Below are 20451 nucleotides of genomic sequence, written 5' to 3'. Positions count from 1 at the left end.
TCGCTTCGGATTTGAACGTTATGCCCGATTGGCCCGGTTCAGGCGTCCCCGTACGCCTCGCCACCCAGCTCCAGGCTCGCCGAGCCGGCCGTGGCGTCCGCGAGCCAGCCGCGGAAGGCGTCCACGTCGGCGTCCGGCAGGGCGATGTCGATGGCGACCGCCTCGCCGTAGCGGACGTCACGGACCTCGCGGCCGGTGGAGCGGAGGTCGTTCTGCACCCTGCCCGCGCGCTGGTGGTCGACGGTCACCGTGGCCAGCCGGTAGCGGCGCCGGGTGCGGGTGCCGACCGCGTCCAGCGCCTCGCCGACCGAGCCGCCGTAGGCCCGGATCAGCCCGCCCGCGCCGAGCTTCACCCCGCCGTAGTACCGGGTGACGACGGCGACCACGTACCGCATGTCGCGGCGCAGCAGCATCTGGAGCATGGGCACCCCGGCGGTGCCGCCGGGCTCGCCGTCGTCGCTGGCCTTCTGGGTGGAGGCGTCGGCGCCGATGACGTACGCCCAGCAGTTGTGCGTGGCGTCCGCGTGCTCCTTGCGGACACCGGCGATGAACTCCTGCGCCTCCCGCTCGGTGGCGGCCGGGGCGAGCGCGCACAGGAAGCGGGAGCGGTTGATCTCGGTCTCGTGCACACCCGCGCGGGCCACTGTGCGGTACTCGTCCTGCATCCCGCCAGCCTATGCGGAGCGCCGCGCACCGACGCGGTCGGTGTGCGGGGGAGGATGCGGGGCAGACGCGCTCAGCGATCGGGCGGCCCGCGAGGTGGGCCGCGGGTGAGGAGGCAGCAGCGTATGACCAGCGTCCCCGTGCAGCCCGCGGACCCCGGCGGACCCGCCCCGGACTCCGTGCGGGCCCGCTGCCGAGGCTGGCTGCTGGAGGGCCTGAGCGAGCGCACCGCCCGCCATCCGGGGCCGCACCGCACCCCGCGCCCGGACCAGGAGGGGCACCACTGGTGGCGGGTGATGTGCCTGACCGGCGTCGACTACTTCTCCACGCTCGGCTACCAGCCCGGCATCGCCGCCCTCGCGGCCGGCGCCCTCTCCCCGCTGGCCACCCTGGTGCTGATCGCGCTGACCCTGTTCGGCGCGCTCCCGGTGTACCGCAGGGTCGCGCACGAGAGCCCGCACGGCGAGGGCTCGATCGCCATGCTGGAGCGGCTGCTGTCCTGGTGGTCGGGGAAGATCCTGGTGCTGGTGCTGCTGGGGTTCGCCGCCACCGACTTCATGATCACCATGACGCTGTCCTCGGCGGACGCCGCCGCGCACGTGATGGAGAACCCGTTCGCCCCGCACTGGACCGAGGGCAGGGGCGTCTGGATCACCCTGGTCCTGCTCGGACTGCTCGGCGCGGTCTTCCTGAAGGGTTTCCAGGAGGCCATCGGGATCGCCGTCGTCCTGGTCGCCACCTATCTCGCGCTCAACGTGGTGGTCCTCGCGGTCTGCGCCTACGAGATCCTCACCCACCCGGTGCGGATCGAGGACTGGACGCACCTGATGACGGCGGAGCACTCCTCCCCGCTCGCCATGGTCGGCGTGGCCCTGCTGGTCTTCCCCAAGCTCGCGCTCGGCATGTCCGGCTTCGAGACCGGCGTCGCGGTGATGCCTCAGATCAAGGGCGGCGCCGAGGACACCTACGAGCACCCGGCGGGCCGTATCCGGGGCGCCCGCAAGCTGCTCACCACCGCCGCGCTGATCATGAGCTGCCTGCTGCTGCTCTCCAGCCTGGCGACGACGATCCTGATCCCCGAGAAGGACTTCAAGACCGGCGGCCCGGCCAACGGACGCGCCCTCGCCTATCTCGCCCACCAGTACCTCGGCGAGATCTTCGGCACGGTGTACGACCTCTCCACCATCACCATCCTGTGGTTCGCGGGCGCCTCCGCCATGGCCGGGCTGCTCAACCTGGTCCCGCGCTATCTGCCCCGCTACGGCATGGCCCCGGAGTGGACACGGGCGGTGCGGCCCCTGGTGCTGGTGTTCCTGGTGGCGGCCGTGCTGATCACCCTGTGGTTCCACGCCAGCGTGGACGCGCAGAGCGGGGCGTACGCGACCGGCGTGCTGGTGCTGATACTGTCGGCGGCCTTCGCCTCCACGGTCGCCGTGCACCGGCGCGGGCACCGGGCGGCCACGATCGGTTTCGGCATGATCACCGCCGCCTTCGCCTACACCCTGGTCGACAACGTGATCGAGCGGCCCGACGGCATCAAGATCGCGTCCATCTTCATCGTGCTGATCGTGCTGACCTCGATCGGCTCGCGGGTGCACCGGGCCTTCGAACTCCGCGCCACCGACGTGGTGTTCGACGATGCCGCACTCCGCATCATCGACGAGGCCGCCGAGCACGGCCCCCTCCAGCTCATCGCCAACGAGCCGCAGGAGCACAGCAAGCGGGAGTACCGGGAGAAGGAGCGGGAGCAGCGCCAGCACACCCGGCTCCCCAAGGGCGCCTCCGTGGTGTTCCTGGAGGTGTTCGTCCAGGACTCCTCCGAGTTCACCGGCGAGATCACGGTCCACGGCGACGAGAAGCACGGGGTACGACGGCTGCGCGCGGACGGGCCCACGGTGCCCAACACCATCGCCGCCGTGCTGCTGGCCCTGCGCGACCGTACCGGGCAGGTGCCGCACGTCTACTTCAACTGGACCGAGGGCAACCCGGTCGGCCATCTGCTCCAGTTCCTGGTCTTCGGCAACGGCGAGGCGGCGCCGGTCACCCGCGAGGTGCTGCGCCGCGCGGAACCGGACCCGGAGCGGCGGCCGTGGGTACACGTCGGCTGACGGCTCACACGGGGTTGCCCAGCTCCCCCGCGAGGTCGAGGGCGAGGAGCCGGTCGGCGTAGAGGAAGGTCTCGAAGCGGGCGCCGTCGGGGAGGTCCGGGGCGTTCGCCACGTCCCGCAGCACCGTCAGCACGCCGGGCAGGTCCAGATCGTCCTCCCAGGCCGCGCGCAGCCGGGCCCGCACCTCGTCCGGCACCGGGCGCGAGGGCTGGTTCGCCCAGCGGGCCACCCCGGTCCGCCACTCGGCAGCGGTCCGCGCGGCCTCCTCCAGCGCGCCCGCGCCCAGTTCGGCGGGCTCGTCACGCGGCACGGAGAGCAGCGCCAGGCGCAGGGCGCCGGGGTCGGCCAGGAGCCCCTGCACGTCCTCGTCGGCCCCGTCCCACCTGGCCGGAGCCACGGCGACCACCACTCCGGCGGCGGGCGGCTCCTCGGTCGCGGCCCGCACATGCACCACCTGGGCCTCCCCCAGGCCCGATGCCACGTCCCGGCTGTCCTCGAAGGGGCGGATGCTCAACGCCGTCGCCGCCGTGCCGAGTTCGGCCTGTTCGTGGGGTGCGGTGAGCATGGTCCAGACGGGGGTGCCGCCCAGCTCCAGGGCACGGACGAGGAGGTCGGCGGTGAGCAGGACCCGCAGCGCCGTCAGGTCGAGGCCGCCCGCGTGGGCCTCCACACGGGTCAGGCCCCGGCGGGCGGGGGTGGCGGGGACGGGCTCACCGGTCCGGGCGTCGAGGATGCGCAGCACGCAGCGAGCGTAGGCGCGCGAAGGCCCGGACGCAGCACCTTGTGCCGATTCCGGACAGCGTGGCGGGCAAGCGGGGGAATCGGCGCGCGGCGCCCGCTGTTCCCCCCACGGCACAGTTCCCGCGCTTGGAGGAGGCCGCCGTGTACGGCGACGAGGCGACGATCCGCACCATCCTGACCGGTCTGGGCGACACCTGGGCGGTGGTCGGCCTCTCCGACAACCGGTCCCGGGCGGCCTACGGGGTCGCGGAGGTGCTGCGCCGGTACGGCAAGCGGGTGGTCCCGGTGCACCCGAAGGCGGAACCGGTGGCGGGCGAGCAGGGGTACGCGAGCCTCGCCGACATCCCGTTCGACGTGGACGTGGTCGACGTGTTCGTCAACAGCGAGCTGGCCGGCGCGATCGCCGACGAGGCGGTGGCCAAGGGCGCCCGGGCGGTCTGGTTCCAGCTCGGCGTGGTGGACGGGGCGGCGTACGAGCGGACGCGGGCGGCGGGCCTGAAGATGGTGATGGACGCCTGCCCGGCGATCGAGATCCCCCGCCTGGGTTAGACGCCCAGCCCCTCGACCACGACCGCGCCGGGGATCTCCGCGAACGCCTTGCCCGGCACCAGGAGTTTGCCGCGCCGGCGGCCGCTGCCGACGAGGACGTAGGGCAGGTCCAGCACGGCAGAGTCGATCAACACCGGCCAGACGGCGGGGAGTCCGAGCGGGGTGATGCCGCCGTACTCCATGCCGGTCTCGCCGGTGGCCAGGTCCATCGGAGCGAACGACGCCTTGCGGGCGCCCAGTTGGCGGCGGACCGTGCCGTTGACGTCGACCTTCGTCCGGGACAGCACCAGGCAGGCGGCGAGCGTGGTCTCGCCGCCCCGCTTGCCCGCGACCACCACGCAGTTGGCGCTCACCTCGGGCAGGTCGGCGCCGTAGTGCTGGACGAAGACGGCGGTGTCCGCGAGGTCCGGGTCGGTGTCGACGTACAGGATCTGCTCGGCGGGGACGGACCCCTGCCAGTTCCGTACCGCCTCCGCGACCGGTGCGGTCAGTTCGGCCAGGGCCTCGGGGGCGGGGAGGGCGTTGTCGAAGTCTCCGATGGGGGCGCGCATGGCGGCACCGTAACAGCCCGCGCGGGAGCGCCCGTCAGCGCACCGGCGGCACGGAGACCGCCATCACCATCCGCATCGGTAGGTCGCCCTCGTTGCCGTAGGTGTGCGGGGTGTCGGCCTCGAAGGTGGCGCTCGCCCCGGCCGGGACCGCGTGCCGTACCCCGTCGACCTCCAGGGTGAGTTCGCCGGAGGTGACGTGGACCAGCTCGACCGTGCCGGAGGGGTGCGGGTCGGCGCTGCTGTGCTCGCCCGGCATCAGCTTCCAGTCCCACAGCTCCAGCGGGCCGGGCGCCTCGGTGCCGGCCAGCAGCCGGTTGTAGCTGCCCCCCTCGGTGTGCCAGAGCCGGACCGCCTGGTCGGCGGGGACGACCCGGACGCGGGGCCCCTGTTCGTAGTCGAGCAGGGTGGTGACGCTGATGCCGAGCGCGTCGCCGATCTTGACGACGGTGCCGATGCTGGGGTTGGTGCGGGCCTGCTCGATCTGGATGAGCATGCCCCGGCTGACCCCGGCGCGGGCGGCCAGCGTGTCCAGCGTGAAGCCGCGCTCGGTGCGCCAGCGGCGGACGTTGCGCGCCAGGGACTGGGTCAGCAGGTCGAGGTCCGCCACATCACGTCCATTGCAAGTCACATCGGGAGTCACAGAGGTCACAGGGGCCTCGTCGGTCACGGGAAGGAATGACCGGATCGGGTGCACGGGACCGCGGCGCACCACACCCGGCCGTGCACCGCACTGTACTGCGCGGTCCGGTACGGGGCACGCGCCCGCCCGCTCAGCCCTCCGCGTCCAGCTTGGCGAGCTGCTCGACCTGCTCCTCGTCCAGCCCGGCCAGCGCGCCCAGTTGCGCGGAGGTGACCCCGGCCGGAGGCGGCACCGGGGCGGGCGTGCGCAGCGGCGGCTGCCAGCCCTCCTCAGACGTCCAGCGCCGTACGACACGGGCGGGCGCCCCGGCGACCACGGCGTGGTCCGGGACCGGGCCGCGCACCACCGCGCCGGCCGCGACCACCACGTTCCGGCCGATCCGGGCGCCGGGCAGGATCACCGCGCCGGTGCCGATCCAGCAGCCGGGGCCGATCTCCACGGGCTCCATCCGGGGCCACTGGCGGCCGATGGGCTCGTTCGGGTCGTCATAGGAGTGGTTGGTGGAGGTGACGTAGACGTACGGGCCGAAGTAGCAGTCGCGGCCGATGGTGACCGTGGTGTCCGCGATGACGTGGCTGCCCCGGCCGAGGACCACGCCGTCGCCGATGCGCAGGATCGGGTCGGGGCCGAGGTCGAGGTCGGGCATGAGACCGGCGGTGAGAGTGACCTGCTCGCCGATGATGCAGTGCGAGCCGAGCGTGATCCAGGGCTCGCCGAAGACCGTGCCGAGCGGGAAGGCGAGCCGGGTGGCCTCACCGATCGCACCGAACCGGAAGCGGCCCGGGTGCCCGGCCGTGACCGCCCCGCTGCGCTGCGCCCAGCCCCACACGGCATGGACGGCACGCTGGGCGAGCCCCTGCCGCCAGGAGGAGAACGTGTTCTTGCGCTTCGGCACCCGCCCACGTTACTCAGCGGTCACTCACCGCGAGGCGCCGGGCGCCTGTGATCTTCACCCCATCCGGCCGGCCCCGCGATGCCCTACCGTGCGCGGGGAGACCGCCCGGCGCGGTCCCGCCCGCATTGGCCCGGCAGAGAGACGGTGGACACGGATGACGCACAAGGCCCTGATCGTGGGCATCGGCGGCAGGGAACCGGCGATCGACCCGGAGGCGTTCGTCGCCCCGAACGCCACGGTGATCGGCGAGGTGACGCTGCGGGCCGGCGCGAGCGTCTGGTACGGGGCTGTGGTGCGCGGTGACGTCGAGCGGATCACCGTCGGCGCGGACGCCAACATCCAGGACAACGTCACCCTGCACGCCGACCCCGGCTTCCCGCTGACGATCGGTGAGCGCGTGTCCGTCGGCCACAACGCCGTCGTGCACGGCGCCACGGTCGAGGACGACTGCCTGATCGGGATGGGCGCGACGGTGCTGAACGGCGCGGTGATCGGCGCCGGTTCCCTGGTCGCCGCCCAGGCCCTGGTCCCGCAGGGCATGGTCGTGCCGCCGGGTTCGCTGGTGGCGGGCGTCCCGGCGAAGGTCCGCCGGGAACTGTCGGAGGAGGAGCGGCAGGGCGTCACCCTGAACGGCACGCTGTACGCGGACCTGGCGAAGACCCACCGGGCCGTGCACGAGTAGGAGGGCTGCGGGCGGGGCCCCTACGCCTGGTCGGCGCCGACCGGCTCGGCCTCGGGGGCCTCCGCCGTGGACTCCCCGCGCTTGGAGCGGCGCTTCATGACCACGAAGGAGCCGAGGCCGACGACGATCGCGGCGACCAGCGCCACCCAGGAGAACCGCTTGAGCCAGTCCTCCGCGACCATGCCGACGTAGTAGACGACGGCCGTGGTGCCGCCCGCCCAGACGACGCCGCCGAGGACGTTGGCGATCAGGAACTTCCAGTACGGCATGCGCAGGACGCCCGCGAGGGGCCCGGCGAAGATGCGCAGCAGGGCGATGAAGCGGCCGAAGAAGACCGCCCACATGCCCCACTTCTCGAAGGACCGCTCGGCGGTGGCGACATGCGCCTCACCGAAGTGGCGCGGGAACTTCCGCCCCAGCCAGGTGAGCAGCGGGCGCCCGCCCTTGCGGCCGATCGCGTACCCGATGGAGTCACCGATCACCGCGCCGGCCGTGGCGCAGGCGCCGAGGACGAACGGGTCGATACCGGTGTGCTGGGAGGACATGAGCGCGGCCGAGACGAGGACGATCTCGCCGGGCAGCGGGATGCCGAGGCTCTCCAGCCCGATCACCAGGCTCACCAGGGCGTAGACGGCGACAGCGGGCACCGAGTCGAGCCATTCCTGCACGTGCACCGCGGTTCCTCCCAGTCACTGTCGCACCCTGCCGGGCGCGCCGTACACGCGCACCCCTGGGAAGGCTACCCGGTCGCCGCACACCGCCGACGGGCACGGCCGCTGAGCCCACGGCGAACGAGCGCATGGCCGCGCGGGCGGACGCGCAGGCTGGAGGCATGGACCTGATCGAGGTACTGCCCACGCTGCACATGCTCCGCTTCCCCGTGGGGGCGGCCTACCTGTGGCGGGACGGTGACGAACTGACCCTGATCGACTCCGGTACGGCCGGCGGCGCGGCGGAGATCGAGGAGGTGCTCGCCGGAGAGCTGCGGCGGATCGTGCTCACGCACTGGCACGAGGACCACACCGGTTCGGCGGCCGACCTCGCCGCCAGGCACGGGGCGGAGGTGGTGGCGCACCGGCTGGAGGCGCCGGTGATCCGGGGCGAGGCGGCGGGGGCGCCGCCGGTGCTGGAGGAGTTCGAGATCCCGATCCGGGCGGGAGTTCCGGCGCTGCCCCCGGCTCCTGTGTGCCGGGTGGACCGGGAGGTGGAGGACGGGGACGTGCTGGAGTTCGGCGGCGGTGCGGTGGTGGTCGCGGTGCCCGGCCACACGGACGGGTCGATCGCCGTCCACCTGCCGGGGCCGGGGGTGTTGTTCACCGGCGACGCGGTGGCCAACGTCGGCCGGACCGTCCTGGGCGTCTTCAACACCGACCGCCCGCGGGCCGTCGCGTCGCTGCACCGGATGGCCGCGCTGGAGGCGGACACGGCGGTCTTCGGGCACGGCGACCCGGTCGTCCACGGCGCGGCGGCGGCCCTGCGGGCAGCGGCCGCCGCGACTCGGTGAGGGACGTCAGCCGTTGGGCCGCAGGGTCCAGACCACCGTCATCTCGCCGGAGACGGCGCCGTCCTCGCGCTGGATGGTGATGGCGACCGGGAACTCGGGGCGGCTGCCCGCGTCCAGTTCCGCGACGACCTCGGCGGCCGGGCGGCCCAGGGTGGCGGTGGCGGTCACCGGGCCGAGGGCGAGCTTCTTGTAGTCGATCTCGGCGCGCACCGCGAGCGGCACGGCCCGCGAGAGCTGCTCGCCGAAGGCGGTCAGCACGATGGCCCCGCTCGCGGACTCGGCCAGCGTGAACATCGCGCCGGCGTGCGGGCCGCCCAGGTGGTTGTGGTACTCGGACTGGTCCGGCAGCCGGAGCACCGCGCGCTCGGGGGTGACCTCGATGAACTCCAGGTTCAGGGTCCGCACCATCGGCACCGCGGCGGCCAGCATGTCGCCCATGGAGGCGCTCTCAACTGTCATGACCGCGATGTTACCGACGGGTAGCGGACCTGGCCAGCCCACCCCCTTCCCCGGTTCCCGCCGTTTCGGTACGCCCCTGACGAGGGACGGTGACCGAAACGTGTCCCGTGGCGCATTAGGGTTCTGGCCATGTGGCCAGGAGAGCAGCCGCCAGGGGGCGCGCAGAACCCGCAGGACAACCCGTACCAGCAGTCGGGTTACCAGCAGCCGAATCCGTATCAGCAACCCGGCTACCAGCAGTACCCGCAGCCGAACCCCTACGGGCAGCAGCCCCAGTGGGGTCCGCCGACGCTGCCGCCGCACAAGCCGGGGGGCGGGAGCAACCGGGTCAAGGTCGTCGCCATCGTGGCGGCCCTCGCGGTCGTCGTCACCGCCGGGGTGACGGGGTATCTGGTCCTCGGGTCCAAGGACGACGGCCACGACGAGGCCAAGGGCGGGAAGAAGACCAGCCAGTCGCCCACGCCCGAGCCGTCGGTGAGTTCGTCGGCGCCGGACGACAACCCGCGTGGCGGGGAGGGGGAGAAGCCGGTCGTCGCGGGCTGGAAGGTCGTCGTCAACCCGAAGTTCGGCACCGCGTTCGACGTGCCGCCACAGTGGCAGCTCGAGTCCACGGACACCTCCTACTTCATGGAGGACCACGCGGACGACGACAAGCTGATCACCTCGGTGTCCGCGCCCGCCGTCTACAAGTCCAAGTGGTGCACGGACGACAGCGACAAGGACGGCCGTACGGAGGACACCTCGCTGGCGGTGGCCGGTACGCGCGGTGAGAGCGGCGCGAAGAGCCCGGAGCAGGCCGCCGTGATGCGGGTGCCGTGGTACGTCTACGGCGGCTACACCCAGCCGGACAAGAAGAGCCTGACGTTCGACAAGAAGACCAAGCCCTTCACCACGTCCTCGGGCGTCAAGGGCGCCTACGCGTGGGCGCGTTCGTCGGGCAGCCCGCAGAAGGGCAAGTGCGCGAGCGACGGCAAGGCGATCTCCTTCGCCTTCCGCAACTCCGCCCAGGACATCGTGTCGTTCGACCTCTACGGCGCCAAGGGCGTGAAGGAGGAGGTCGACACGGCGACCATCATGAAGATCCTGTCCTCGGTACGCCTGCACGGCGACCCCACGGAGAGCTGACGGACGGCGTGTCATCGGGTTGGCAGTACCGGGGTCGCCCGGCCATAGTCGGCCGGTGATCCCGGACCCCTCCTCGCGCCCCTCCTGGGCGGGGTCGCAATACCCGCTGCTGACCGCCGCGGCCGTCGTCACCAGCCTCGGTGCCCACGGGTCGCTGACAGCGGCCGCGTTCGCCGTGCTGGACGCGGGCGGTGACGCCGGGGACGTGGGTCTGGTGGCCGAGGCCCGCACCCTGCCGCTGGTGGTGTTCCTGCTCATCGGCGGCGCGGTCGCGGACCGGCTGCCCCGACACCGGGTGAGGGTCGCGGCCAACGCCCTCAACTGCGTATCCCAAGGCGCCTTCGACTGATGGGTGACCTGCTGTTGCCGTGGATCAGCCGATACGGATCAGGACGGGTGCCGGCGCGGTGATCGCGGGCGTGCTGGGAGCCCGGGCAGCGCCCCTGATCGGTGCCTCGCCCCCACCGGCGACACCGCCTGTGAGCGGGCCGGCGGTTTCCGGTGATCGTGCCTTGCCCGGGTCCTGCGCGAGTCCGTTGGCCCACAACTGGTCGACACGGGAGCGCTCGGTGCCGTTCGGGTAGCGATTGGTGCAGGACGGGCCGGCGGCGCCTCCCGACATCAGCTCGCTGCACGGCCCGCCGTAGTCGTCCGGCAGGCCCAGCACGTGCCCGGTCTCATGGGCGACGACGCGGACCGAGTCGTACTGCTGGTTCTGGGTGTAGTCGAGGAAAACGTAGCCACTTCCGTGGTTGTTGGTGGAACTGTAGGACCCGCGCGGGTCGTTGCCCTCGCGGTAGGAGAAGTCGGCACCACCGCTCGACGCCTCCTGCAGCTTGACGTTGGACTCGGAGCTGTTCCAGATCGAGGCCGCGCTCGCTATCTGCGAACGGAAGCTCGGTGCCTGCGAGGCGTCGTAGTAGACGGTCACCGCCTGCGCATTCGGCTGGGCGGCACGCTTCTCGGTAACGGATTTGAGCACGGCCTCGAAGAACGCCTTGTTGTTCGCGGCCTCCTCAACCGACCCGGAGTACCGCGCCACGGAGGTACCGGTGGCAGCGGACGCGGTGTCGGCCGTCTGGGCACCGGCCGGCACCGCCGCGCCCAGCGCGCTGGAGGCCAGACCCAGACCGAGGGCGAGGAACCTCGCGGACGTTCGGGACGACTTCATGTGAGGGCTCCTACTCACTCGGTGACGTCGAGCGCCCGGTGTCCGGTCAGCTGCGTGTGACCACCGGTTCCGAACTGCGGCGACGTCCTGTGGGGCGTCATTCTTAGAGCGGCTCGACAAAGAGCGCAAAGGGTCCTCGCCACTACGTCGCCTCGTAGGTCCCCGGACCTCGCCAGGGCAGGGACGGGTCTTCGGTCCATACACGGCGGACAGGAGGGAAGCGCTGTCGCGGCGTCAGAAGCCCTACGTCAGCGGGCAACGAGGCGTGCGGACCGACCGGGGGCATCCCAGGACGTGGGGCGGGATCAACATCCGGGCCAAGACGGACAAATCCTTAGATGTCTTCCATGTTGTGTCTACTAAGCGAGCCGGTTGGTCGGCGGGGCGCTGTGACCGACGCCACAGAACAGGAGCTTCCGCTTCCTTCGCGCCCCACCGGCCCTGGGGCACACCCCCAGGGCACCCTCGGAGCTGGACGGCATCCTCACCGCTGAGCCGCGTCGCTCAGTCCCGATCGGGACGGAGGCCGGGCCCGGCGAGCGTCGGCCTTCGGCCGCACCCCGGCTCTGTGGGGCACCTCGGCGCTCATCGTCGCCGCCACAGCCCTGGTCCTCCTGATCCCGGACATCCGGCGACTGCGCCGCAGGGACACGACGAAGGCGGTGTCAGCCGATACCGAAGGCGCCTGCCGGGGGCTGGGGGGACGGGACGGCGTCGGTGTCGGAGAGGGGGCGGGCCGAGCCGATGAACTTGCTCAGCACCGGACCGTGTTCGACGCGCGCCGGGAAGGCGTCGGCGGCTGTGCGGCGGGTCAGGGGGGCTGTGTTCAGGGGGGCGTGGGAGGCGAGCAGGACCGCGTTGCCGAAGCGGCGGCCTCGTAGGACCGCTGGTTCGGCGATCAGGGCCAGGTTCTCGAACAGGGCGGTGAAGTTGGCCAGTTGGGAGCGGAGGAAGGTGAAGGGGGACGCGTCGGCGAGGTTGGCGAGGTAGAGGCCGTCGGGGCGGAGCACGCGTTCCGCTTCTCGGGCGTAGTCCAGCGAGGTGAGGTGGGCCGGCACTCGGGAGCCGCCGAAGACGTCCGCGATGACGATGTCGGCGCTGTCGTCGGGGGCAGACTCCAGCCAGGCTCGTGCGTCGGCGGCGTGGGTGGTGATGCCCGAGGCGGGCGGCAGCGGGAGGTGTTCGGTGACCAGGTCGAGGAGGGCCTGGTCGGCCTCGACCACGTCCTGCCGGGAGCCGGGCCGGGTCGCGGCGACGTACCGGGGCAGGGTGAGCGCTCCCCCGCCCAGGTGCAGCACGTCCAGCGTCCGGCCGGGCTCGGCCGCCACGTCGAGGGCGTGGCCGAGCCGCCGCGCGTACTCGAACTCCAGGTGCTCCGGCTCGTCCAGGTCGACGTAGGACTGCGGAGCCCCGTCGACGGTGAGCAGCCAGGCCCGGTCCCGGTCGACGTCGGGCATCAGCTTGGCGGTGCCGTGGTCGACGGCCCTGGTCACGGGTATCGGTTCGCTCACCCGGCCATTGTCGCCGGTACGACGGGGTGCGCGGAGCCGAGCCCCGCGCACCCCGTGCCGCTCAGCCGACCGAGGTGACCGTCCCCGCGCCCACGGTCCGGCCGCCCTCGCGGATGGCGAACCCGAGCCCCGGCTCCAGCGGCACCTCCCGGTCCAGCTCCACGGTCATCTCCACCGTCTCGCCGGGCCGGGCGACCGCCGCCTCGCCGAGGCCGATGTCCCCGGCCACGTCCGCCGTGCGGATGTAGAACTGCGGCCGGTACCCCGTGGACAGCGGCTTGGTGCGGCCGCCCTCGGACCCGGCGAGCACGTACACCCGCGCGGTGAACCGCCGGCTCGGCACCACACTCCCCGGCGCCGCGACGACGTGCCCGCGCCGGACCGCGTCGCGCGGCACCCCGCGCAGCAGGATCGCCACGTTGTCCCCGGCCTGCGCCTCCGGCATCGGCTTGCCGAAGGTCTCCAGACCGGTGACCACGCTCGCCGCACCCTCGACGCCCGCGCCGAGCACCTCCACCCGGTCCCCCACGCGCAGCGTGCCCCGCTCGACCGCGCCGGTGACGACGGTCCCGCGCCCGGTGATGGTGAGCACGTTCTCCACCGGCAGCAGGAACGGCGCGTCCAGATACCGCTCGGGCATCGGCACGTAGGTGTCGACCGCGTCGAGCAGCGCCTCCACGGACGCCGTCCAGCGCGGGTCGCCCGCGAGCGCCTTGAGCCCGGAGACCCGTACGACGGGTACCGACTCGCCCGGATACCCCTGGGCGGTGAGCAGTTCGCGCACCTCCAGCTCGACCAGGTCGGCCAGTTCCTCGTCCCCCGCGTCGGCCTTGTTGAGCGCGACCACGATGTGGTCGACCCCCACCTGCCGGGCGAGCAGCACGTGTTCGGCGGTCTGCGGCATGATCCCGTCGAGCGCGGAGACGACCAGGATCGCCCCGTCGAGCTGGGCGGCGCCGGTCACCATGTTCTTCACGTAGTCCGCGTGGCCGGGCATGTCGACGTGCGCGTAGTGCCGGGTGTCGGTCTCGTACTCGACGTGCGCGATGTTGATGGTGATGCCGCGCGCCGCCTCCTCCGGGGCCCGGTCGATGCGGTCGAACGGCACGAACGTGCCGGTGCCGCGCTCGGCGAGCACCTTGGTGATGGCGGCGGTCAGGGTGGTCTTGCCGTGGTCGACGTGGCCCATGGTGCCGATGTTCAGGTGCGGCTTGGTGCGCACGTATGCCGTCTTGGGCATGGCTGTCCCTCGTGGTCTTGGTGGTGCGTGGAGAGCACGGGACCCCTGGAACTCGCCGACCCTCCCCTCGCGGGGTCCGCCGGACTTTCCGGAGAGGGTCAGCTTCGGGCGCCGTCGACGGCTGCCACGAGGACGAGGACGGCAGCCTTCGGCGCGTCCGCGACTGCGGATGCTGCGAGGAAGGCGTACCGGAACATGACGCAGATCATGGCGGACGCGTCGTCCCACGTCGAACGGTTTTCCGCGACCTTCGGAGCGTCAACGGCCGTGAACCATACGCCGATCACACCCCTGTGTCGGTTACTGTCGCCGAATGCCCGATGCCACCACCCGCTCTGGGGGCACCGCCACGGCCGTTCCCCCGGTCGTAGTCCTGAGGCCGACCCCAGCCGTGCCCCTCACTCCCGTCACCCCCGCCGGTCCCGCCGTACGCGCGTGGCCGTCCGCACATCTCCGCCTCGCCCTGCTGCTCACCCTGCTCGCGGCCGCGGCCACCGCCGTCCTGGTCTTCGACCCGCAGCGCCTGCTCACCGAGGGCTGGCCGCCGCAGCTCGGCGGGTTCGCGGCTGCCGGGGTCTTCGCGCTGGCGTACGGGCTGTGCACCGTGGCGTTCGTCCCGCGCCCCCTGCTCAACCTGGCGGCGGGCGCGCTGTTCGGCTCCACGCTGGGGCTGACCTCGGCGCTGGCGGGCACGGTGCTGGGCGCCGGGCTGGCCTTCGGGCTCGGGCGGGCGCTCGGGCAGGACGCGCTCCGTCCGCTGCTGCGCGGGCGCTGGCTGAAGGCGGCGGACGGGCAGCTCAGCCGGCACGGGTTCCGCTCGATGCTGGCGGCCCGGCTGTTCCCGGGGGTGCCGTTCTGGGCGGCCAACTACTGCGCGGCCGTCTCCCGCATGCGCACGCTGCCGTTCCTGGTCGCCACGGCGCTCGGCTCGATCCCGAACACGGCCGCCTACGCCGTCGCCGGGGCCCGCGCCTCCGCCCCGACCTCCCCCGCCTTCCTCATCGCGCTGGCCGTGATCGGGCTGCCCGCGCTGGCCGGTACCGTGCTGGCCTGGCGCAAGCGCCACCATCTGCGCGCACGTTGACGCCACCGCCCGGACCTCCCTGGTCCACGCCCCGGCCCACTGGCGTTCATGACCATCGCATGACCAACCCCCTGTGAAGGCTTTGCCATCGGCGCCCGCTACGCTGCCCTGCGTCGCATGATCACCCCTACGCTCCCCAGCGCTTGGACGCCACACCTCCATGTCTTGGTTTGAATCCCTCGTCCTCGGACTCGTCCAGGGGCTCACCGAGTTCCTGCCCGTCTCCTCCAGCGCGCATCTGCGGCTGACGGCGGCCTTCTCCGGCTGGCAGGACCCCGGCGCCGCCTTCACCGCGATCACGCAGATCGGTACGGAGGCGGCGGTCCTCATCTACTTCCGCAAGGACATCGGGCGGATCATCTCGTGCTGGTTCCGCTCGCTGTTCGACAAGTCGATGCGGCACGACCACGACGCGCAGATGGGCTGGCTGGTGATCGTCGGCTCGATCCCGATCGGCGTGCTCGGCGTGACGCTGAAGGACCAGATCGAGGGGCCGTTCCGCGACCTGAGGATCACGGCGACGATGCTGATCGTGGTCGGCGTGATCATAGGCATCGCCGACCGGCTGGCGGCCCGCGACGAGTCCGGCGGCCGGCACCGCAGCCCCCAGCAGCGCAAGACCCTCAAGGACCTCGGCATCCGCGACGGCCTGATCTTCGGCCTCTGCCAGGCGTGCGCCCTCATCCCCGGCGTCTCCCGCTCCGGCGCCACCATCAGCGGCGGCCTCTTCATGGGCTACAAGCGCGAAGCCGCCGCCCGCTACTCCTTCCTCCTCGCCATCCCGGCCGTCCTCGCCTCCGGTGTCTTCGAGGTGAAGCACTCCCTGGGCGAGAACAGCGAGGTGGCGTGGGGCCCGACCCTCTTCGCCACGGTGATCGCCTTCGCGTCCGGCTACGCGGTGATCGCCTGGTTCATGAAGTGGATCTCCAACAAGAGCTTCATGCCCTTCGTCTACTACCGAGTGGCCCTGGGCATCATCATCATCGCCCTGGTCACAGCGGGCGTCCTGAGCCCGCACGCGGCGGAGTCGGCGGGCTGAGCCACCTCATGCCGAGCTGTTGAACTCCCTGATCAAGCCCGACAGTTCCAGCAGGCTCTCGACGCGGAACAGGGGAAGGCGCTGCGCGTCCTTCGTCGTCCAGGTCAGCCTGGCCCACGGGCCCCGGTGGAGCAGGGCCGTGTGCAGGCCGGCCGCTGCCGCGGGGCGGATGTCGTTGTCCAGGCGGTCGCCCACGTAGAGGATCTCGTCCGGTTCCGCCGGGACCAGGGAGGTCAGGCGGGCGAAGAAGGCGGGGTCGGGCTTGGCGACGCCCCAGTCGGCCGTGGTGCCGATGAGGTCGACGTCCGTGGCGAAGAGTTCGCGCAGGAGGCGGGCGGCGTGGGCTTCCTGGTTGCCGGCGATGCCGAGCCAGAGGCCGTCCGCGCGGAGGCTGGTCAGGGTGTCGCGGACGTCGGCGTACACGTCGGACTCCCCGAACACCTCCGGCATCCCGGCGTCGGCCCGCCGCTCCCGCTCCGCCGCGAGGTCGAAGCCGGGCCGGAACTCCTCGAACACCTCGCGGTGATCACGCCCTTGGGCCACCACCGCGCCGAACGCCGCCGAGAACGTGTGCCGGGGCACGCCCAGCCAGTCGGCCCAGGTCCCGTACTCCGTCGTCTCGTCCACCAGACACTCACCGACATCGAAGACCGCAGCGCGAATCATGGTCGCCAGGGTAGTGCGGGCACCCCGCCCCCGTGATCTACGCGCCCAGGTGAGTCAGCAGCCCCTCCACCACCGGGTACGGCCGCTCCGCCGGCAGCAGTGCCCTCGCCTCCGCCACGCGCCCGGCCCGTACCGCCCCGTGGACCTCCCGCGCCAGCGGAGTCACGTCCCGGATGCCCACGATCCACTCGTCCGCATACCGCGCGGCCGCCTCTCCGGTGAGCCCGAGCCGAAGGGAGCGGTGGGGCAACGGTTTCAGGTTGCCAGGTCCAGCATTCTGGAGTCGGGCCGCTCACGAGGTGGCGGGTGGGATGTTCTGGTTGGCGTGGAAGAAGTTGTCGGGGTCGTAAGTGTGCTTGATCGCGGCGAGCCGGTCGTAGTGTTCACGGTACGTACCCCGGACCCGGTCGGCGCTCTCCTCCTCGCCAAGGAAGTTGATGTAGGCGCCGCCCATGGAATAGGGGTGCAGATCACTCCAGTAGTCGACGCACCACTGGCGGACCAGGCCGGCGTTGGCGGGCTCGGGGTCGATGCCCGCGATGACGCCGGACCACGTGGCATGTCGATAGGCCCAGGCCGTGTCGTCTGCATCGACCCGGCGGGTGGCCCCGTCGATCGGGTACAGGTGCATCGTGGACAGGCCGGTTGGGAGGTTCTGGCCGTACGTCTCGTGTACGGCGATGGCCTCGTCGGGGACCGCGTCGAAGAAATCGCCGCGCCAGTACCACTGCAGCCCCTTCGGCATCAGCCCGTCGAACATGCTCTGCACGGCGGGGTAGGGCATGGGAGTGGTGAAGTGGAACACCGGCGGCCCGGGCGCGTTCACGACGGTCAACGCCTTCTCCAAGCGATCCCCTTCCAGGTCACCTGTGGAGCACCACACCACGCCACACACCTTCCGTCCGTGGATCGGCTCGGGGAAGGGCGGCCCGGGCGGTACCGTCAAGAGGGCGAAGAAGCCGCTGAGTTCCTCGGGCGCACCGGGCAGGAACTCCCGGTACCACTGGAGCACTTCACGAGTGCGGTCGACGGGCCAGACGGTCACCGCGAGGCCGACGGTGTCCACGGGGTGCAGCTGGAAGGTGAACGACGTGACCACGCCGAAGTTGCCGCCGCCGCCCCGCAGCGCCCAGAACAGGTCCGGGTGGTCGTTCTCCGATGCGGTGACGAACGTGCCGTCGGCGAGGACCACGTCGGCGGACAGCAGGTTGTCGATGGTCAGGCCGTACCTGCGGGTCAGATGCCCATGCCCGCCGCCGAGGGTGAGACCGCCGACCCCGGTGGTCGAAACGATCCCGGCCGGAGTGGCCAGGCCGAACGTGTGGGTCGCGTGGTCGAGGTCGCCCCACTGGCTTCCGCCGCCCACGCGCGCGGTCCTCGTCTGCGGGTCGACGTCCACCCAGCGCATCGGCGTCAGGTCGAGCATCAGCGCGTCGTCGGCTACACCCAGCCCCGGACCGCTGTGTCCGCCCCCACGCACCGTCAACTCCAGCCCGGTGTCCTGGGCGAACGAGAGCGCCGTCCTTACGTCCGCCGCGTCGACGCACCCCGCGATCACTGCCGGACGCCGGTCGATCATGGCGTTGTAGACGCTGCGGGCCTCGTCATAGCCCGCTTCTCCCGGAGCGAGGACGGGTCCCCGCAGTGCCTCACGCAGACTCTCAAGAGCCGGTCCGTTGATGCCGCCCATGCTCGAGCACCCTTCTGCTCACGCGCGCGGAGCGCTGACCGGGAGGGCTGCGAGGGGTGTACGACGCAGATCCGTGTGACCCTGCGGCGAGGACCAGCAGCAGAGGTCAAGCACCCCGCACCAATATTGTCCGGCTGCCCGCCGAGTCCCGCACGTCGGCCGTCGGCCCGAACGACGCTCAGTCCGCCGGAGCCCTCACGGACCGCGGCCTGGGTTCGCGCCTGCCCCTTGCAGCGCGGTTCGCCGGGGCCGGAGGTGGGCGCAGGGTCCGTCCGGCGATCTCCTTGCAACGGGCGGTGAGGCGTCCGAGGGCGCCATCGGCCTGTCCGGTTCGCGGCGAGGTGTCTTGCTCGCGCAGTGGGCCGTTGCTATGCCTTGGGCACTCAACTCCAGGGAGCACGCTGTGTATCAAGAGCCCCCTCTTCCCGCTCCTCCGCGTTCACGTGCCCGGGGATTCATCTGTGCCGTGGCGGCGATCGCCCTCGTGACGCTCACCGCCGCGACAAGTCCTCCCGACGCGCACACCCGGACCGCGGCGGACCCGGCAGCCGTGGTCCGCGAGTGGAACGCCATCGCCACCGACACGATCAAGACCAGCCTCGGCCCACGCCCCTCGGGGCAGGCAGCGATCTGGGAGGGATTCGTCTCCGTCGCCGTGTACAACGCCGTGGTGGGGATCGAAGGCGGCTACGCCCTGTACAAATGGCACGAGCGCGGTCCGGCCAAGGCATCCTCCGCGGCGGCCGCCGCCACCGCGGCCCACGACATGCTGCTCACCTACTTCCCCGCCTTCAAGGAGCGGCTCGACACCGCCTACGCGGACTCGCTCGCCGCTCTTCCGGCCGGTCATACCAGAGACCAGGGCGTGGACTACGGAAAGCGCGCCGCCGCCCGCATCATCGAACTCCGGGAAGGGGACGGAAGGTTCGCGGACGTTCCGTTCACCGCTGCCCCGGCACCGGGGGTCTGGCGGCCCACCCCGCCCGCGTTCCAGCCCTTCATCGACACCTGGCTCGCCAGGCTCCGCCCCCTCCTGCTCGCCTCCCCGCGGCAGTTCCGGCCCGGCGGACCACCCGCCCTCTCCTCGGCCGCTTACGCCGAGGATGTCCAGGAGCTGAAGACCATGGGCGTGAAGAACGGCTCGGGCAGGAGCGCGCAGCAGACCGAGACCGCCCTCTTCTTCAGCGGCAACCTGGTCGAACAGGTCCAGATCGCCGTACGGGACCACGCCGCCCGGCACCGGCTCGGCATCGCCGAGACGGCCCGGCTGTTCGCCGCGGTGAACGCGTCGGCGACCGACGCCGTCGTCACGGCATGGGACGCCAAGCTCCACTACGGCACCTGGCGGCCGATCACCGCCATCCGCCTCGCCGACACCGACGGCAACCCCGCGACGACGGCGGACCCGGCCTGGGAGCCGCTGCTCCTCACCCCACCACACCCGGACTACGTCGCCGGTCATACGACCGTCGCCGCCGCCGTGGCACGCGCCCTGACCGGCGTCCTCCGCACCTCGCACATCGACCTCTACGTCCCCTCCGAGGTCACCGGCACCACGCGGTTCTACGGGTCCGCCGACGACCTCAACCGGGACGTCGTCGACGCGCGTGTGTGGGGCGGCGTCCACTCCCGCACGGCGGACGTAGTCGGCTGCCGGGCCGGCACCCGCGTGGCCGCCTGGGCGCTGGACCACTACTTCCAGCCGGTCGCCAAGGACGGCACCCAGCCGTCCCTGCCGACGCGAGCGGCTCGGCAGGACAGCCTCGCCGAGCCGGAGTGCGGCGACGGCACCGACTGAACCACAGAGGCGCAGAGGATCCGGCGTCGAACCGGGTCCTCTGCGGATCCTGCCTCGAGCACTGGATCAGCGGGGAGACATTTCCCTTGCAGGGGCCACCCACTTCCGACAGTAGGTAAAGGGCCGTGAACTCGCCTTGATGTCCCACGTCATCCGGGACCGGCTCCACGCGGCGGGGGAAGCGACCCTCGCGGGCCGCCGGGACACCGAGCTCGGGCCGGTACGCCTGGTACACCGTGGGCGTGTGAGCCGCGCGGATGCGGAACTTCGGTTCTGGGGGCGGTGGGTTGGTCGATCATGGGACCAGATTCCGCCACCTACGGCCCGGCCTGCCA

The 20451-nt window shown here is 72.0% G+C and carries 20 protein-coding genes and 2 pseudogenes; 9 read left to right on the top strand and 13 right to left on the bottom strand.

Translation table 11 applies throughout. The features are described from left to right. Window positions 1-38: 38 nt before the first annotated feature. Complete coding sequence (locus OG448_RS26355; RefSeq protein ID WP_405557393.1) at window positions 39-665, bottom strand: YigZ family protein; 627 nt, start codon at window positions 663-665, stop codon at window positions 39-41. Window positions 666-788: 123 nt separating this feature from the next. On the opposite strand from OG448_RS26355, the gene OG448_RS26350 reads away from it, so the two are divergent. Then, window positions 789-2771 (top strand): amino acid transporter, encoded by a 1983-nt coding sequence (locus OG448_RS26350; protein ID WP_405557392.1) that lies wholly within the window; start codon window positions 789-791, stop codon window positions 2769-2771. Window positions 2772-2775: 4 nt separating this feature from the next. Here the strand turns inward: OG448_RS26350 and OG448_RS26345 are convergent, their stop codons facing one another. Continuing rightward, a complete protein-coding gene (locus OG448_RS26345; protein ID WP_405557391.1) occupies window positions 2776-3513 on the bottom strand; it encodes a hypothetical protein in 738 nt (245 codons plus the stop codon). 140 nt (window positions 3514-3653) lie between these two features. Between OG448_RS26345 and OG448_RS26340 the strand changes: the two genes are divergently transcribed. After that, window positions 3654-4061 carry a CoA-binding protein gene (locus tag OG448_RS26340; protein WP_405558969.1) on the top strand — a complete coding sequence of 136 codons (408 nt, stop codon included), beginning with the start codon at window positions 3654-3656 and terminating at the stop codon, window positions 4059-4061. Here OG448_RS26340 and OG448_RS26335 read toward each other — a convergent pair. The 3 genes from OG448_RS26335 to OG448_RS26325 form a co-directional block, all read right to left on the bottom strand. Then, window positions 4058-4612 carry a YbaK/EbsC family protein gene (locus tag OG448_RS26335; protein WP_405557390.1) on the bottom strand — a complete coding sequence of 185 codons (555 nt, stop codon included), beginning with the start codon at window positions 4610-4612 and terminating at the stop codon, window positions 4058-4060. The genes OG448_RS26340 and OG448_RS26335 overlap by 4 nt on opposite strands. A gap of 34 nt (window positions 4613-4646) precedes the next feature. Further along, window positions 4647-5219 carry a helix-turn-helix domain-containing protein gene (locus OG448_RS26330; protein WP_405557388.1) on the bottom strand — a complete coding sequence of 191 codons (573 nt, stop codon included), beginning with the start codon at window positions 5217-5219 and terminating at the stop codon, window positions 4647-4649. Between the two features lie 163 nt (window positions 5220-5382). Continuing rightward, complete coding sequence (locus tag OG448_RS26325) at window positions 5383-6147, bottom strand: acyltransferase (protein ID WP_405557386.1); 765 nt, start codon at window positions 6145-6147, stop codon at window positions 5383-5385. Between the two features lie 154 nt (window positions 6148-6301). Between OG448_RS26325 and OG448_RS26320 the strand changes: the two genes are divergently transcribed. Continuing rightward, complete coding sequence (locus OG448_RS26320; protein WP_376115059.1) at window positions 6302-6829, top strand: gamma carbonic anhydrase family protein; 528 nt, start codon at window positions 6302-6304, stop codon at window positions 6827-6829. A gap of 20 nt (window positions 6830-6849) precedes the next feature. Here the strand turns inward: OG448_RS26320 and OG448_RS26315 are convergent, their stop codons facing one another. Further along, window positions 6850-7503 carry a DedA family protein gene (locus OG448_RS26315; RefSeq protein WP_405557384.1) on the bottom strand — a complete coding sequence of 218 codons (654 nt, stop codon included), beginning with the start codon at window positions 7501-7503 and terminating at the stop codon, window positions 6850-6852. A gap of 158 nt (window positions 7504-7661) precedes the next feature. Here OG448_RS26315 and OG448_RS26310 point away from each other — a divergent pair, with 158 nt between their 5' ends. Next, window positions 7662-8333, top strand: a complete 672-nt coding sequence (locus OG448_RS26310; RefSeq protein WP_405557382.1) for an MBL fold metallo-hydrolase — start codon at window positions 7662-7664, stop codon at window positions 8331-8333. A gap of 6 nt (window positions 8334-8339) precedes the next feature. Here OG448_RS26310 and OG448_RS26305 read toward each other — a convergent pair whose 3' ends face one another. Next, a complete protein-coding gene (locus OG448_RS26305; protein ID WP_030808882.1) occupies window positions 8340-8792 on the bottom strand; it encodes a DUF4442 domain-containing protein in 453 nt (150 codons plus the stop codon). 129 nt (window positions 8793-8921) lie between these two features. Between OG448_RS26305 and OG448_RS26300 the strand changes: the two genes are divergently transcribed. Then, entirely contained in the window at window positions 8922-9917 is a 996-nt protein-coding gene (locus OG448_RS26300; protein ID WP_405557381.1) for a hypothetical protein, read from the top strand. 19 nt (window positions 9918-9936) lie between these two features. Further along, window positions 9937-10260: pseudogene (locus OG448_RS26295) on the top strand (MFS transporter); the annotation flags it as partial. Between the two features lie 30 nt (window positions 10261-10290). Here the strand turns inward: OG448_RS26295 and snpA are convergent. From snpA to tuf, 3 genes are all read right to left on the bottom strand, one after another. After that, the gene (snpA, locus tag OG448_RS26290; RefSeq protein ID WP_405557379.1) at window positions 10291-11088 is read right to left on the bottom strand and encodes a snapalysin; all 798 of its coding nucleotides are present in this window, start codon (window positions 11086-11088) and stop codon (window positions 10291-10293) included. Between the two features lie 665 nt (window positions 11089-11753). Next, window positions 11754-12599, bottom strand: coding sequence for a spermidine synthase (locus OG448_RS26285; protein WP_405557378.1), 846 nt, complete (start codon window positions 12597-12599; stop codon window positions 11754-11756). Window positions 12600-12660: 61 nt separating this feature from the next. Beyond that, complete coding sequence (gene tuf, locus OG448_RS26280; RefSeq protein WP_405557376.1) at window positions 12661-13839, bottom strand: elongation factor Tu; 1179 nt, start codon at window positions 13837-13839, stop codon at window positions 12661-12663. 313 nt (window positions 13840-14152) lie between these two features. Here tuf and OG448_RS26275 point away from each other — a divergent pair, with 313 nt between their 5' ends. Together OG448_RS26275 and OG448_RS26270 are read left to right on the top strand one after the other, a co-directional pair. Continuing rightward, entirely contained in the window at window positions 14153-14923 is a 771-nt protein-coding gene (locus tag OG448_RS26275) for a TVP38/TMEM64 family protein (protein WP_405557374.1), read from the top strand. A gap of 160 nt (window positions 14924-15083) precedes the next feature. Beyond that, window positions 15084-15962, top strand: coding sequence for an undecaprenyl-diphosphate phosphatase (locus OG448_RS26270; protein WP_405557372.1), 879 nt, complete (start codon window positions 15084-15086; stop codon window positions 15960-15962). A 6-nt stretch (window positions 15963-15968) separates the two neighbouring features. On the opposite strand, the gene OG448_RS26265 is transcribed toward OG448_RS26270, so the two are convergent. The 3 genes and pseudogenes from OG448_RS26265 to OG448_RS26255 all read right to left on the bottom strand — a co-directional run bounded on the left by OG448_RS26265 (window position 15969) and on the right by OG448_RS26255 (window position 18318). Beyond that, entirely contained in the window at window positions 15969-16628 is a 660-nt protein-coding gene (locus tag OG448_RS26265) for an HAD family hydrolase (protein ID WP_405557370.1), read from the bottom strand. A 37-nt stretch (window positions 16629-16665) separates the two neighbouring features. Continuing rightward, a pseudogene (locus OG448_RS26260) lies at window positions 16666-16887 on the bottom strand (DUF4291 family protein); the annotation flags it as partial. 33 nt (window positions 16888-16920) lie between these two features. Then, window positions 16921-18318: an FAD-binding oxidoreductase gene (locus OG448_RS26255; RefSeq protein WP_405557369.1), complete on the bottom strand. Its 1398-nt coding sequence runs from the start codon at window positions 18316-18318 to the stop codon at window positions 16921-16923. Between the two features lie 466 nt (window positions 18319-18784). Here OG448_RS26255 and OG448_RS26250 point away from each other — a divergent pair, with 466 nt between their 5' ends. Continuing rightward, window positions 18785-20116 (top strand): vanadium-dependent haloperoxidase, encoded by a 1332-nt coding sequence (locus OG448_RS26250; RefSeq protein WP_405557367.1) that lies wholly within the window; start codon window positions 18785-18787, stop codon window positions 20114-20116. Window positions 20117-20451: the final 335 nt, after the last annotated feature.

The organism is Streptomyces sp. NBC_01171 (assembly GCF_045039805.1).
In the GTDB taxonomy this organism is placed as follows: Bacteria; Actinomycetota; Actinomycetes; order Streptomycetales; family Streptomycetaceae; genus Streptomyces.
Note: the sequence above shows the minus strand (reverse complement) of the source record. Positions and strands in the feature narration are given on the sequence as shown.